Source organism: Micromonospora sp. C95 (assembly GCF_018070465.1).
In the GTDB taxonomy this organism is placed as follows: Bacteria; Actinomycetota; Actinomycetes; order Mycobacteriales; family Micromonosporaceae; genus Micromonospora.
This window is the reverse complement of record NZ_JAGPXT010000008.1, coordinates 95,499-109,369: the sequence shown is the minus strand read 5'-3', so window position 1 is coordinate 109,369 and position 13,871 is coordinate 95,499. Positions and strand designations below refer to the sequence as shown.

The window sequence follows — 13,871 nt, the reverse complement described above, 5'->3', positions numbered from 1 at the left end:
CGCTCGGGAGTGGAGGTTCGGTGTTCCGACGGGCGCCTGGCTGGCCAGCGGTGCTCTCCGACGGCCCGGTCCTCCTGCGGCCGTACCGGCGGTCGGACGCGGCGGCCTGGTCGCAGGTGCGCCGAGCCAACCGGCAGTGGCTGGCCCCCTGGGAGTCATCGCTGCCCGGTGACTGGGACGACCTGAACTCCCCGACGACGTTCCGCTGGGTCTACCGCGACCAGCGACGCTCGGCGCGCACCGGTGAGGGGATGCCGTTCGCGGTCTGTCTGCACTCCGACGGTGTGGAGCGGTTGGTCGGTCACATCAACGTGGGCAACATCGTGCGTCGGGCCTTCTGCTCCGGGTACGTCGGCTACTGGGTGGACCGGCAGGTCGCCGGCCGAGGGGTCATCCCCACCGCGCTGGCCCTGGCCGTCGACCACGCCTTCGGCCCCGGTGGTCTGCACCGGATCGAAGTCAACATCCGCCCGGAGAACCGACCGTCCCGTCGGGTGGTGGAGAAGCTGGGCTTCCGCGAGGAGGCGTACCACGCGCGCTACATGCACATCGACGGCGCCTGGCGCGACCACATCGGCTATGCGATGACCAGCGAGGAGATCGCCGCCGAAGGGGGCCTGCTGGCCCGCTGGCACCGGCTGCGCGCCCGTACCCCGTGAGCCGTCCCACGTGCGGGATCGGCGCGGCGCGGCGGTTCCCGCGACGGTGACCCGTAACCTCAGGTAACTGCAAGCTGCGGCAGGCGCTGCCCGCTCCGCATGATTCACGTCGCCGACGCCGATCGGTGAAAGATCCTGCGGCCGGCTGACGTCTGCTTCGAATCTGGTGACGGGAGGGGTGAGGGTGCCGACCTCGGTGCTCCTCGCCGTCCTCGCCGCCGCCGGGCTGCTCGCCCTCGCTCCGGCGCTGGTCCGCCGGTACGACGCCGCCGAGCGGCTGGTGGCGGAGCGGGCGCAGTCGACGGCGCGGGTGCTCCAGCGCCGCCGGCGCCGCCGCACTGTCCCCGGTCGGCGGCCGGTCAACCCGTCCCGCGCCCTGGTGATCACCCTCAGCGAGGATCCCGACTCGGGGGAACTCGCCACCCCGGTCTCCGGCCCGCCCGCCCTGCGGCGCGCGGTTCCCGCCCCGCCTCGTTCGGGTGAGGCACCCGGCCGGGTGCCGCGCTCGCGTGCCGCTGGTGAGTCGGCTGATGCCCCCTCCGGCGATGAGGCAGCGCGCGGTGAGACCGCCGGACGGGCGCTGCCGCGACGATCCGGACGGCCCAGCCGGCTGCGCGCCGTGCCGGCGGGCGGGAACCGCCCCCGCCGTCGCCCCGACCGCCGGCACCACCACACCCCCGCCATCTACCGCCGTCGCCGGGTGCTGGCCGCGCTGGTGCTGCTCAACGCCGTCGAGTTGGTCGGTGTGCTGGTCGTGGGCCCCGGCTTCTGGATCAGCTTCGCGGTCACCGCCACCCTGCTGGTCGTGTACGTCGTGCACCTGCGCGCCCGCGCGGTGACCGACCGCCGTCGACGTCGGGCCCTGGCCCGCGAGGCCGCGTGGCTGGCCGCCCGCCAGGCCGAGGTACGCCGGGAGCAGGCCCGCCGGGCGGCGGCTCGCCGGGAGGCGCAGCGCCGCCTGGCTGCCCAGCGGGAGTCCGTCCGGCGCAGCGCGATGGGCCTGGACCGCCCGGCCGACCTGCCCCAGGCGGCCAACGGCGGCTCGGTCTCCTACCGCCGCTCCGGCGGTCTGCGTGGCCGCCCCTACGAGACCGGCCCCGGCTCCCACAGCGCCTGACCCTCACCCCGCCGCCCTCACCCCCCGCCCTCACCCAGCTCCTCGCCCGGGCGAGGCGACACGTTCGGGGATATTGCTGCCTCGCCCGAGCGCATTAACGGGGGAACTGCACGGATCTTGCTGGGGTCAGGGTGGCGGGGCGGTTCGCGGCGGGAGCGCTCGACCTGTTAGCCTTGTCGCCGGCCCGCCCGGTGACAGCCGGGTGGGACCGACGCCGGTCTACCGGCGGAGGGGCTGTGGCGCAGACCGGTAGCGCACCTCGTTCGCATCGAGGGGGTCAGGGGTTCAAATCCCCTCAGCTCCACCACCGAAGCAAAGCTCAAGGGCAGGTTTCCGAAGATCGGGCACCTGCCCTTGAGCTTTGCCGGCGGCGGAGCGTCACTCGGACCCGAGGCTGCTTCAGACTGATGGGATGCGGAGTGACGAACGGAAGGCGCGGGTTCGCAAGGTGCGCCGCCGGCTTGCGCAGAGTGGTCCGCCGTGGACGCGAGATCACGAGCGGGACTTCGAGACGGTCACGCTGCCGGAACGGGACTGTGATCTGCTCCGGGACCTGTTGATCTCTGATCGGGTCGAGGCCGTTGTCGAGGTCGGGCTCGCGTACGCCAGCTCTGCTCTCGCGATCGGTGAGGCACTGGTCACGGTCAACCCGCCGCAGCCCCGGCACATCATCGTCGACCCGTTTCAGGATCGGGCGTACTCGAATGTCGGTTGGGATCTGCTGTGCGCCGCCGGGCTGGACTCCACCGCGCGGCTGCTGCGCGAGTGGTCCTCGATCGCGCTTCCGGAACTCGTCAGCGAGGGGCTGCTCGTCGATGCGGCGTTCGTGGACGGTAGCCACCGCTTTCACGAGGTCTTCGTGGATCTCTACTTCCTACGCAAGATCGTCCGTCCGGGCGGGTTGATCGTGATGGATGACGACTGGACGCCGTCGGTGCGCACCGCGGTGCGGTACTACGAGAAACACCTGGGCTGGACCGTGATCCCCGACGCGTTCGCCGACGGGACGCGGCGCCACGTCGGCGACGACCCGGCGGCGGAACTGGTGCCCCGTTGTCGGGCCATCCGGCTGCCCGAGTCCTTGGTCGAGCCGCCCTTCGAGCAGTTTCACCCATTCTGACCAAGGCCCCACGTCACATCTGTCCTGCGTGGGCAATCGCAACCGCCTGGCTTGCGGGTGGGGGACGGGCGAGGTCGGTGCTGTCGGCCGTCGCGTTACGGCCGGGATTCAGATAGATGTCATTGCCTTGACGTTGATGAATGTTAACGCTATCAATGAGGTAGCGGGCACGGCGGGCACGGTCGGACGGGGACCGTGCCCGTCCCGGATGACCGGCTCGCGGCGGGCGGGAGGCGAAGGCGATGGCGCGTCGGAGGCTCATGTACCGCAGCTGGGCAGCGGTGACCGCCTTGGTGATGGCGGCGATCAGCTCCCTGGTGGGGCCGGCCGCTCCGGCGCGGGCCGCCGCCGTCACGTTCACCAACCCGTTGGCCGAGCAGCGCGCCGACCCGCACATCTACCGGCACACCGACGGCTACTACTACTTCACCGCCACGGTGCCCGAGTACGACCGGATCGTGCTGCGCCGCGCCACCACCCTCCAGGGGCTCGCCACCGCTACCGAGCGGGTGATCTGGCGCCGGCACGGCAGCGGCGAGATGGGCGCGCACATCTGGGCCCCGGAGATCCACTTCATCGACGGCCGGTGGTACGTCTACTTCGCCGCCGGCCGTACCGACGACATCTGGGCCATCCGGCCGTACGTGCTGGAGAGCAGCGGCGCGAACCCGCTCGACGGCCCGTGGGTGGAGCGTGGCCAACTGCAGCCGGCGCGCGGCAGCTTCTCCCTCGACGCCACCACCTTCGTGCACCACGGCCAGCGCTACCTGGCCTGGGCGGAGTACGCCGGCAACAACTCGAACATCTACCTCGCCCGGGCCGTCAACCCCTGGACGTACGCGGGCACCCCGACCCTGATCGCCACCCCGACGCACGCCTGGGAGACCCGGGGTTACCGGGTGAACGAGGGACCGGCGGTGCTGATCCGCAACGGCCGGGTCTTCATGACCTACTCGGCGAGCGCCACCGACGCCAGTTACGCCGTCGGGCTGCTCACCGCCTCGGCGAACAGCGACCTGCTGAACCCGGCGTCCTGGAGCAAGCGGGCCACGCCGGTACTGGCCAGCGACAGCCGGACCGGCCAGTACGGCCCCGGGCACAACTCGTTCACCGTCGCCGAGGACGGCAGCGACGTGATCGTCTACCACTCCCGCAACTACGAGCGGTACCTCGGCAACGGCTACGACCCGCTGAGTGACCCGAACCGGCGGACCCGGATCCAACGGGTCTACTGGAACGCCGACGGCACTCCGAACTTCGGCGTACCGGTGCCGGACGGCCTGACCCCGGTCCGGCTGCGCGCACACGACCTGCCCGATCGCTACCTGCGGCACTGGGAGTTCCGGGTCCGGCTGGAGCCGAACGTCACGAACCTGGCCGACTCGCAGTTCCGGATCGTCGCCGGCCTGTCGAACTCCGCGGCGATCTCGCTGGAGTCGACGAACTATCCCGGCTACTTCCTGCGGCACCGCAACCACCAGCTCTGGGTGGAGCGCAACGACGGCTCGAACCTGTTCCGGCAGGACGCCACCTTCAGCCGGAGAGCCGGGCTCGCCGACGCGACGAAGGTGTCCCTGGAGTCGGTGAACTTCCCCGGCCAGTACGTCCGTCACCGCGACGGCCTGCTCTACCTGGAGCCGGTGCCGGACGCGGCCGGACGCGCGTCGGCCACCTTCGCCCTGGAATAGACCGCCGCAACCGCGACGGGCCGGACTGTCGGAGGGCGTACCTAGACTCTCGCGACATGGCGACGGTGACCTTTGTGGACGAGAGCACCGCGGGGGCTCGGACCCCCGCGTGGGCCTTGCAGATCTTCGAGGAGCGGTTGACGCTTCGTGAGCTGATCCGTCGGCGGATCCACCAGGAGGTCGCCGAGCACAACGCGGCCAACCCGCAGCCACGCCGGTCGCTGGTGCAGCCGACCTCGACCGAGCGGGCACTCAACGGTGACCGGGGCGAACGGCCCCGACACCGGGCCGACCCGCAGCGGCAGATCGCCCTCGCCGAGCAGGCGTTCCGCAGCAACGGTTTCGTGGTGCTGGTCGGCGACCGGCAGGTCGAGGAGCTGGACGACGAGGTCGATCTGCGCCGTGACACCGAGGTCACCTTCCTCAAGCTCGTCCCGCTGGTCGGTGGCTGATGACCACCACCACCGAACCCGTCTGGTACGCCGACCGGGCCCGCGAGCTGGTTGCCGCGAACGACCTGGACAAGCTGGCGGGGCACCTGCACACGCACGCCCGGCTCTGCCGCGACGACCCCGAGGTGCGCGCCGCACTGCGCGCACTGTCCCGTCCGGACGTGACGCGTCTCGTGCTGGCCATGGCCGCCCACATGCGGCAGGACCCGGTCCACGCCTGGCCGCCGCGCGACCTGATCGGCCAGCTGTCCCGCCGACTGCCCACCGAGCTGGCACCGGAGCAGCTCCAGGATCTCGCCGCGTTCGCCGTCGAGGAGCCGTATGCGCTGTCACCGACAGCGCTGGAAACGGTGGCCCGTGGCCTGGCCGCCACCGGCCCGATCCCCGCCGACCTGATGGAGGCGCTCGTCGACCGGTCCGACGAGAGCCAGCGGTTGCGGCAGTTCATCGCCGAGGTGGCCGGGCCACGGCTCGACCCGGACGATTTCTGGGCCCGGCAGATCCTCACCGAGCTGCCGACCCTCGACCCGGCGTGGCGGCAGTTGGTCGCCCACGCCAGCACCGCCACCATGCCCCGCCCGAGCGCCGGCTGGTCGACCGAGGCGGCCCGACTACTCGCCGAGGTGGACCCGCGCGAGGCGAGGCAGCTCGTCGACCGGTGGCTGGCCAGCGCCTCCCGCGCCCCGCACGCGCCGCCGAGCCCGGTGAACGCCGACCTGCTGCGTGGCCTGCTCTGGCTGGTCGAGCGAACCGGACCGGCACCGGAGCAGGTACGCCGGATCGGTGGCCTGGTCGAGGCGATGCTGCGTCGACTACCCGGCGTCGGACCGGCCTGCCCCAAGGTGGCCAACGCGGCGGTCGGTGTGCTCGGGCGGCTCGACGGCGAGCCGGCGCTGGCGCAGCTTGCCCGGCTCTCGGCCCGGGTCACCTACAAGGGCACCCGCAAGGAGATCGACAAGGCGCTCGACGCTCGTGCCGCCGCCCTCGGCATCAGCCGGGACGAGATCGAGGAACTGGCCGTCCCGGACTACGGCCTCACCGGGGTGGGGCGGCACGAGGTGTCTCTCGGCGGTTGCCGGGTCGAGCTGTCGATCGTGTCCACAAGCGTCACCCTGAGCTGGTACACCGAGGCCGGCCGGGAGGTGAAGAGCCCGCCGGCATCGGTACGCCGGGACCACGCGGCGGAGTTGGCCGATCTGAAGGGCCTGGCCAAGGAGATCACCGGCATGCTCACCGCCCAGGTGGCCCGGCTGGACCGGCTCTTCCTGGCTCAGCGCACCTGGACCTTGGCCGAGTGGCGGCAGCGCTACCTGGATCACCCGCTGGTCGGCACGCTGGCCCGCCGGTTGCTGTGGCTGGTCGACGGGGTGCCCTGCGGTTGGGCCGACGGCGCACTGCGCACGGTCGACGACACCCCCGTGGCTACTGCCGACGACGCCGAGGTGCGGATCTGGCACCCGATCGGTCGGCCGGTGCCGGAGGTGGTCGGTTGGCGGGAGTGGCTGGCACGGCACCGGATCGTCCAGCCGTTCAAGCAGGCACACCGGGAGGTCTACCTGCTCACGCCGGCCGAGGAGACCACCGGCACGTACTCGAACCGGTTCGCCGGGCACATCCTGCGGCAGCACCAGTTCCACGCCCTGGCCGCGGCCCGGGGCTGGACGGACCGGTTGCGGTTGATGGTCGACGACTCCTATCCGCCGACCTTCCGGGAGCTGCCCGACTGGGGCTTGCGCGCCGAATACTGGGTGGAGGGGATCGGCGACGAGTGGGACACCGACACCACCGACAGCGGGTCGTACCTGCGGCTGGTCACCGACCAGGTGCGCTTCTACCCGATCGCCGCCGCGCAGAACTGGTCGCACGCCTCGGGTGGCGGCTACTCGGCGGCACGGTGGACGGACGCCCCGCCGGGGGATCCGTTACCGCTGGACCGGATACCGCCGCTGGTGTTCAGCGAGATCATGCGGGACGTCGACCTTTTCGTCGGGGTGGCCAGCGTCGGCAACGATCCAACCTGGTCGGACGGCGGCCCGCAGGGCCGCTTCCGGGACTACTGGTCGTCGTACAGCTTCGGGGAGTTGTCCGCGACCGCCGAGACCCGGCGGGAGTTGCTGGGCCAGTTGCTGCCTCGACTGGCGGTGGGCCAGCGGGCCCGCATCGACGGCCGCTTCCTGGCGGTCGACGGTGACCTGCGTTCGTATCGGATCCACCTCGGTTCGGGCAACATCCTGATGAGCCCGAACGACGAGTACCTCTGCATTGTGCCGGACCGGGGCGCGGGCCGGGCGGGGGAGCAGCAGTTCCTGCCGTTCGAGGGCGACGGCCTGCTCGCGGTCATCCTCAGCAAGGCGATCCTGCTGGCCAGGGACACCGAGATCACCGACGCTTCGATCACCCGTCAGATCAGATCCACCGGATGACCGGCGGGTGGGATCGCAGCGTTTGTGGTCTGCCACGCGTTAGCGTGAGCGGGTGCGCGGCGAAGCTCCCATCAACCGGCGATGGCTCCGGCTTGTGCTGCTGGCGTGCACACTGTTCGGGCTGGCCGCGATGCACAGCCTGGGCCACGATCCGCTTCCCGCTACGGCCGGGCACGGCAGCCATTCGGCTCCGTCCCCGGCAAGCAGCGTGGACGGTTGCCACGACGAGCGGTGCGTGGCGCTGGCCGTTCACCCTTTGGAGGAACCGGGACACGGTCACTCGTCAGGCTGGGCGGTGTGCGTGGCGATCGCCGCCGGCTTCGCACTCGCCGTCGTGCTCGTCGTCGGCACCCCTCGGCGTACCCGCCGCACGTCGCCACGGGATCGTCGGCTCACCCGTGCCCTGGGCGGCCGTGCCCCACCCGCCTTTCCCATGATCGGCCTGACCACGGCCTCCGTGTCGGTACTGCGGATATAGGAGTAGCCAGCGCGCACCACAGGTGGGTGCCGCACCGACTCTCTGCTATCCACCGACTCCGAAAGGCCCTGTCAACCATGAATCGCACCTATGCACGCCGTGCCGTCCTGGCCGGCGTGAGCCTCACCGTGGCGATCGGCCTTGCCGGCTGCGGCTCCGACCACTCGGTCGGCGCTGGCCACAACATGCCGGGTAACCCGTCGGCCAGCGCGATCAACGGAGAATCCGCCACCAGCAACGCGACCGACGTGATGTTCGCGCAGATGATGATTCCGCACCACGAGCAGGCGATCGAGATGTCCGACCTGGCCACCACCCGCGCCGACCCAGAGGTGCGGCAACTCGCCACGCAGATCAAGGACGCTCAGGCGCCCGAGATCACCCAACTGAGGACGTGGCTCACGTCCTGGGGCGCACCAATGCCGATGGCCACTGGCGACCATGGCATGCCCGAGATGGACCACGAGATGCCGGGCATGATGTCCGAGGCCGACATGACCCGGCTCGCGGCAGCCTCCGGCATCGAGTTCGATCGACAGTTCCTCACCATGATGATCGCTCATCACGAGGGAGCCGTCACGATGGCCGAGGAGGAGGCCGCTCAGGGCGCCAACCCGGATGCCAAGGAATTGGCGCAGCGCATCGTCACCACGCAGCAGGCCGAGATCGACACCATGAGGAAGATCCTCGCCCGGCTCTGACGGCGGCCGGTGCCCGGGCGTCAACGCCGTCCGGGCACCGGGCCATGCCGCAGACCGCCGGTGCTTTCGCCCGCTACCGCGGGGTGAGTACGGCGGCGGTGCGCACGAGCGCGGTGTCGACCGCGAAGCGTCCGTTGATCAGTGCGGGTGGCCGGGCGGCCCTCGCCTCGGCGACCCGGGTGGGTGAGATCCGCGCGGTGAAGGTCCCCGCAGCGGGGTCGAGGTGCACAAGTGCGTCGTGGAAGTCCAGCCAGCTGCCGACGACCGGATGCCACACCTTGTAGACGGTCTCCTTCGCGCTGAAGAACACCGCGGGCCAGCAGATGCCCGGTGGCAGCCGCTCGGCCTGCTCGTCCTCCTCGGGCAGGCAGATCAGTCGGCGTACTCCCGGACCGAGTTCGCGGTGCTGCTCGGCGTCCATGCCGACCGCGCGGATCTCGTCGCTACGCGCGACGGCTGCGGCGCAGTAGCCACGGGTGTGGGTGATGGTGCCCACCAGGCCCGCCGGCCAGACGGGTGAGCGGTCGGCGGCGGCCGGTACGGCCACCGGCGGCAGACCGAGCGCGGCCATTGCGCGGCGGGCACACACCCGCCCGGCGGTGAAGTCGCGGCGGCGGCTGTCGACCGCGCGGTCCCCGAGGCAGACCGCCTCGGCCGGGTGCAACTGCCCGGACCAGTCGTCCGGACCTGCCACGGCCACCGCGACGGCGGGCGGGAGCAGGTCACGCACCTGCGGCTCCGGGGTCGTGCTTTCGGTCAGTGGTGCCGGTACCAGTGACCGGCGACGATGAATGCATCCGGTTGATGCAATGCTTGGGGCAGGTCGCGGCGGCCATGGTTGGTCAACGTACCGCAACGACGTAACGGCGCAGCGTCCCCGGACGCTGTAGGTCCGCACGGGCATGTTCGATCCGGCGGTGGGCGGGCACGCCCGCCGTCACCGGTGGAGGCGGAGAGGAGCGCGATGACGGGTGTTACGGGTCGCTCGGATGTCATCAAGACGGAGGCGCACGGAGACGCCTCCCCTGGGCGGGCGGGCGAGCACGCTCCGGTGACCCCCGAATGGACGTGTGGCACCTGTGGCGCCGAATGGCCCTGTGCTCCCAGACGAGAACAGTTGCTTACCGAGTACAGCGTGGATCGGGCGATGCTCAGCGTCTACCTGGGCGCCTGTCTCGCGGCCGCCGCCGAGGACCTGCACGTCGCCGGGTCGACGTCGTTGCAGGACCGGTTCTTCGGCTGGTTGCCGCGCCGCCCGAGACGACACTGACTGCCCATCCGGCGGGTGGTTGCGCCCGGACGACAACTCGACGGCGGCGATGCCAGGTGGGGGCCGGTCGGCCTCGACGCATCGGTTCAGCAGCGCCACGGGAGGCGCCTCGTGGGCGCAGCGTCCGCGAGAAGTCACGCAGCGGCGACGGTGGCCCGGAGTTCTTGTCGCATTCAACGAACGTCGGAAATCTGACCCACGCCGCCCCGTTGTGCCCTCGGTCGCGGGTGGTTAAGCTGCAGGTGCGCGCCCCAATCGCCCGCTTCCCCCGTGGCAGGCGATCGGGGCGCGTCCTATTTACCCACGAAGGGCCCGCACGCCTCGGCGTGCGGGCCCTTCGGTGTTCAGATCCAGCGGCCGCCCAACCACATGCGCGCCGACCAGTCGTCGTACGGCAGCGTCCAGCCCACGAAGATCGGATAGAAGTACGCGAAGCAGAGCACGACAAGCGCCACGTACGCCCCGGCGATGACCCCGCCGACCAGCCGGCGGTCGCGGCTCGCCTCCTCGTCGGCACCGGTCACGCCGAGGGTGCCGCTCGGTCCCGCCGGTGAGGCGATGGCACCCAGCACGTAGACCACGGCGAGTACCAGGAACGGCAGCGCGGGCGCGGCGTAGAAGGAGAACATCGTCCGGCCGTCGAGGGCGAACCAGAACCAGGGCAGCAGCCCGGCAGCCACGGTGAGCAGGATCGCTCCGGCCCGCCAGTCCCGTCGGGCCAGGCCGAGCCAGACCAGCGCCACCAGCGCCGGCAGGAACGACCACCACAGCAGCGGGGTGCCCAGCAGCAGCACCTCCTCGGCGCAGGTCGCCGCACCGCAGGGGCCCTCGCCGGTCCAGTGGAACGCCACCGGCCGACCCAGCAGCAGCCACTGCCACGGCCACGACTGATACTTGTGCGGATCGTCGAGCTGGCTGTGAAAGCCGAGCGCGGCCTGGTGGTACTGGATCAGGTTCCACAGCGGGCCGACGATCGGTGCGTCGCTGAGCCCGGCGTCCGGGTACCGCTCGGCGAGCCGGTAGTACCCCTCCTGACTGAACAGCCAACCGGACCATGTCGTGACGTAGGTGACCGCCATCAGCAGGCCGGCGAGCACCATCCAGGGCACGCCGTCGAGCAGGGTGTCCCGCCACGGTCGACGTACACCGACGGACCGCCGGGCGCCGACGTCCCACAGGAACATCAGCAGCGCGAAGACCGGCACGAAGAACAGCGCGCTCCACTTCACCGCGAAGGCGCAGCCGAGCAGCACCCCGGTCGCCAGCCGCCACCAGGGCCAGTTCCGCCAGCCGCCGGGCGGGCGGCCGGCCCGCCCCCGGGCGCTCGGATCCAGCCCGGAGTCCAGGGCCCGGGCCCACCGGCGGCGGGTCGCGTCCCGGTCCAGCACCAGCGCGCCGAAGGCGGCCAGGACGAAGAAGAGCAGAAAGATGTCGAGCAGCGCGGTACGGGAGAGCACCAGGTGGAACCCGTCGACCGCGAGCAGCAGGCCGGCGGCGCAACCGAGCACCGTGGAACGGAACATCCGGCGGCCGATGCGGACCATGAGCAGCACCGACAGCGTGCCCAGCAGCGCCGCCGAGAAACGCCAGCCGAACTCCGGGGAGGTGGTGAACAGGTGGCCCGGCACCGAGATGCCGTGCTCGACGTCGCTGTAGCCGAAGGCCCACTCGCCGAACCCGATCAACCACTTGCCCAGCGGCGGGTGGACCACGTACGACGGCGCGTTGTTCGTGTAGTTCCACTCCACGGCCTTGTCGATCAGCCCCCAGCCGTCCCGGGCGTAGTAGACCTCGTCGAAGATCTTGCCCGGTGGGTGGCTGAGATTCGCGAACCGGAGGACTGCCGCGATGACCACCACCACCGTCGTGGCCAGCCACGAACGGGCGTCCAGCCCGGTCTCGACGGTGGCCAGCCGGCGGCGGATCGTCGCGGGTACGCCACCCTCCGCAGGGCCGGGGACGGTGGCTGTGGTCGCTGCCGGCTCCGAAGGCTGGTCGGGGCTTGCGCTCTGTGCTGTCGACGCACTCGTCACCCGGCGATCGTAGGCTGCCAAGGGGGTTGCTGGCGCCCGTCGTCCCCATATCCGGTACGGCCGTCGATGAAGGAGTGCACTGCTGTGGGTGGAATGTCGGAAACCGGTCGCCTGATTCTGCTCGGCGCGCCGCTCGGCAACCCCGCCGACGCCTCCACCCGACTGCGGGACACGCTCGCCGCCGCCGACGTGGTCGCCGCCGAGGACACCCGCCGGCTGAACCGGCTCGCCCGCGACCTCGACGTGACCATCCCCGGCCGGATCGTCTCGTACTTCGAGGGCAACGAGGAGCGGCGCACCCCGGAACTTGTCGACGTGCTCACCGAGGGATACGTCGTCGCGCTGGTCACCGACGGTGGCATGCCGAGCGTCTCCGACCCCGGCTACCGGTTGGTCCGCGCCGCACTGGAGGCCGGGGTGCCGGTCACCGCCGCGCCCGGTCCCAGTGCCGTCACCACCGCCCTCGCCCTGTCCGGGCTGCCCTGCGACCGGTTCTGCTTCGAGGGCTTCCTGCCGCGTGCCCCGGGCGCCCGGCGTACCCGACTGCGGGCGCTGGCGGCCGAGGAGCGGACGCTCGTCCTCTTTGAGGCGCCGCACCGCATCGCCGCCGCGCTCACCGACCTGGCCGCCGCGTTCGGTGCCGACCGGCCCGCCGCCCTCTGCCGCGAGCTGACCAAGACGTACGAGGAGGTGCTGCGTCGCCCGCTCGGTGAGCTGGCCCGGTGGGCCGCCGAGGGTGACCCGCGCGGCGAGATCACCCTCGTGGTGGCGGGCGCTCCCGCCACTCCCGCCGTCCGTCCCGACGACGACGCGCTGCGCGCGGCGGTGGCCGAGCGGGAGGCGGCGGGCCGCAGCCGCCGGGACGCGATCAGTGACGTCGCGGCCGAGTACGGGTTGCGCCGCCGCGACGTGTACGCGCTCGTGCACCGGTGAGGCTGGGTGTCACCAGGCGGCGATCAGGAAGCCGAGGGTGGTCAGCGGCGGGCCGGCCAGCGAAGCGGCGATCGCCCACCGCCGCTCGGCCGGATCGGGCAGCCGGGTCGCACCGGTCCAGCGGGCGATGCCCACCGCGCAGCCGAGCACCCCGAGCACCCCGAGCAGCCAGCGGAGCTGGGCGCCCACCCCACCGTCGGCGTACGCGACGTGACCGTCCGGGCCGGTCACCCGGGCGGGCAGGACCGAACCGGGCACCGCACGTTCCCGGGGCACCCCGCTGACCCGTACGCCGTGGGTCCGGAACTCCTCGTCCGAGGCCGTGAAGATGCCCCGACACCGCTGGGTCAGGCCGTCGCCGGTGCATCTGGTGACGGCCACCGTGCCGGAGGTGGCGTGCCCGACGGCGAGCCAGAGCGGGCCGGCGCTGACCCAGGCGAAGAAGGCCGCCGCGAGGCTCAGCCCGATCAACACCGACAACCCCGCCAGGGGATCCGGCGGATGGCTGCTCCGCTTTCGGCGTCGGCGTACCTGTCGAAACCGCCGCCACCACGGATCGGTGTCGCCGGGTGTGTCCTGCCGCACCGGGGTGCCGTCCCAGTGCACCTGTTCGATCGGGGCCCAGAAGGTGTCCTCGTCCGGCGTACCGTCGTCGCGCGACCGATGGCGACGGCCGCGACGCCCGGCCGGCCGGACCGGAACCCGCCGTGGCAGCGTGTCCACCGGTGCGCCGGTCGTCGGCTCCACCTCGACTTCGGCCCGTGACTCGACCGTGGTGGGGTCGGCCCGGTCCGGCCCGGTCGCCCCGTCCGGTGCCGCCGAGGGCACCGCGCGGGGCTGAGGCGCCACCACCTGGGTACGCGGCGACGAGGTGGAATCGGGCCCGGCGTCGGGGGAAGGGCCGTCGGAGTGGTCTCGGGCGGCTCGGCTGCCAGTCACGCGTTTCATTTGACACCGCTGACGGAGGTTGACCGGGCAGCTCAAGCAGCGTGTCGAC

General features: G+C 71.7%; 13 protein-coding genes and 1 tRNA gene. 11 read left to right on the top strand and 3 right to left on the bottom strand.

Annotated features, from left to right (window positions below; all coding sequences use genetic code 11):
- Positions 1-50: 50 nt before the first annotated feature.
- The 9 genes from KBX00_RS12305 (at position 51) to KBX00_RS12265 (ending at position 8,638) form a co-directional block, all read left to right on the top strand.
- Positions 51-659, top strand: a complete 609-nt coding sequence (locus KBX00_RS12305) for a GNAT family N-acetyltransferase (protein ID WP_210826629.1) — start codon at positions 51-53, stop codon at positions 657-659.
- 178 nt (positions 660-837) lie between these two features.
- Positions 838-1,776 (top strand): hypothetical protein, encoded by a 939-nt coding sequence (locus tag KBX00_RS12300; protein WP_374225292.1) that lies wholly within the window; start codon positions 838-840, stop codon positions 1,774-1,776.
- 230 nt (positions 1,777-2,006) lie between these two features.
- Positions 2,007-2,083: transfer RNA gene (locus tag KBX00_RS12295), tRNA-Ala, on the top strand.
- 105 nt (positions 2,084-2,188) lie between these two features.
- Positions 2,189-2,896, top strand: a complete 708-nt coding sequence (locus KBX00_RS12290) for a class I SAM-dependent methyltransferase (protein WP_210826354.1) — start codon at positions 2,189-2,191, stop codon at positions 2,894-2,896.
- A gap of 281 nt (positions 2,897-3,177) precedes the next feature.
- Positions 3,178-4,584, top strand: coding sequence for a family 43 glycosylhydrolase (locus KBX00_RS12285; RefSeq protein ID WP_307868528.1), 1,407 nt, complete (start codon positions 3,178-3,180; stop codon positions 4,582-4,584).
- A gap of 56 nt (positions 4,585-4,640) precedes the next feature.
- A complete protein-coding gene (locus KBX00_RS12280) occupies positions 4,641-5,036 on the top strand; it encodes a hypothetical protein (RefSeq protein ID WP_301547803.1) in 396 nt (131 codons plus the stop codon).
- On the top strand, positions 5,036-7,459 hold the full coding sequence (locus KBX00_RS12275) for a DUF4132 domain-containing protein (RefSeq protein ID WP_210826353.1): 2,424 nt from the start codon (positions 5,036-5,038) through the stop codon (positions 7,457-7,459). Before KBX00_RS12280 ends, KBX00_RS12275 begins: the two co-directional genes overlap by 1 nt.
- Before the next feature lie 52 nt (positions 7,460-7,511).
- The gene (locus KBX00_RS12270; protein ID WP_210826352.1) at positions 7,512-7,937 is read left to right on the top strand and encodes a DUF6153 family protein; all 426 of its coding nucleotides are present in this window, start codon (positions 7,512-7,514) and stop codon (positions 7,935-7,937) included.
- A 77-nt stretch (positions 7,938-8,014) separates the two neighbouring features.
- Positions 8,015-8,638, top strand: coding sequence for a DUF305 domain-containing protein (locus KBX00_RS12265; RefSeq protein ID WP_210826351.1), 624 nt, complete (start codon positions 8,015-8,017; stop codon positions 8,636-8,638).
- A 73-nt stretch (positions 8,639-8,711) separates the two neighbouring features.
- Here KBX00_RS12265 and KBX00_RS12260 read toward each other — a convergent pair whose 3' ends face one another.
- The gene (locus tag KBX00_RS12260) at positions 8,712-9,368 is read right to left on the bottom strand and encodes a 4'-phosphopantetheinyl transferase superfamily protein (RefSeq protein ID WP_210826350.1); all 657 of its coding nucleotides are present in this window, start codon (positions 9,366-9,368) and stop codon (positions 8,712-8,714) included.
- Positions 9,369-9,773: 405 nt separating this feature from the next.
- On the opposite strand from KBX00_RS12260, the gene KBX00_RS29250 reads away from it, so the two are divergent.
- A complete protein-coding gene (locus KBX00_RS29250; RefSeq protein WP_301547802.1) occupies positions 9,774-9,908 on the top strand; it encodes a hypothetical protein in 135 nt (44 codons plus the stop codon).
- A gap of 344 nt (positions 9,909-10,252) precedes the next feature.
- Here the strand turns inward: KBX00_RS29250 and KBX00_RS12250 are convergent, their stop codons facing one another.
- A complete protein-coding gene (locus tag KBX00_RS12250) occupies positions 10,253-11,941 on the bottom strand; it encodes a dolichyl-phosphate-mannose--protein mannosyltransferase (RefSeq protein WP_210826349.1) in 1,689 nt (562 codons plus the stop codon).
- 66 nt (positions 11,942-12,007) lie between these two features.
- On the opposite strand from KBX00_RS12250, the gene rsmI reads away from it, so the two are divergent.
- Positions 12,008-12,874: a 16S rRNA (cytidine(1402)-2'-O)-methyltransferase gene (gene rsmI / locus KBX00_RS12245; protein WP_374225291.1), complete on the top strand. Its 867-nt coding sequence runs from the start codon at positions 12,008-12,010 to the stop codon at positions 12,872-12,874.
- Between the two features lie 9 nt (positions 12,875-12,883).
- On the opposite strand, the gene KBX00_RS12240 is transcribed toward rsmI, so the two are convergent.
- Complete coding sequence (locus KBX00_RS12240) at positions 12,884-13,822, bottom strand: hypothetical protein (protein ID WP_301547800.1); 939 nt, start codon at positions 13,820-13,822, stop codon at positions 12,884-12,886.
- Between the last annotated feature and the right edge of the window lie 49 nt (positions 13,823-13,871).

Coding starts and splice junctions, on each gene's coding strand:
- rsmI (WP_374225291.1), top strand. CDS start 12,008: ATGAAGGAGTGCACTGCTGTGGGTGGAATGTCGGAAACCGGTCGCCTG.
- KBX00_RS12265 (WP_210826351.1), top strand. CDS start 8,015: ATGAATCGCACCTATGCACGCCGTGCCGTCCTGGCCGGCGTGAGCCTC.
- KBX00_RS12240 (WP_301547800.1), bottom strand. CDS start 13,822: ATGAAACGCGTGACTGGCAGCCGAGCCGCCCGAGACCACTCCGACGGC.
- KBX00_RS12280 (WP_301547803.1), top strand. CDS start 4,641: ATGGCGACGGTGACCTTTGTGGACGAGAGCACCGCGGGGGCTCGGACC.
- KBX00_RS12275 (WP_210826353.1), top strand. CDS start 5,036: ATGACCACCACCACCGAACCCGTCTGGTACGCCGACCGGGCCCGCGAG.
- KBX00_RS12290 (WP_210826354.1), top strand. CDS start 2,189: ATGCGGAGTGACGAACGGAAGGCGCGGGTTCGCAAGGTGCGCCGCCGG.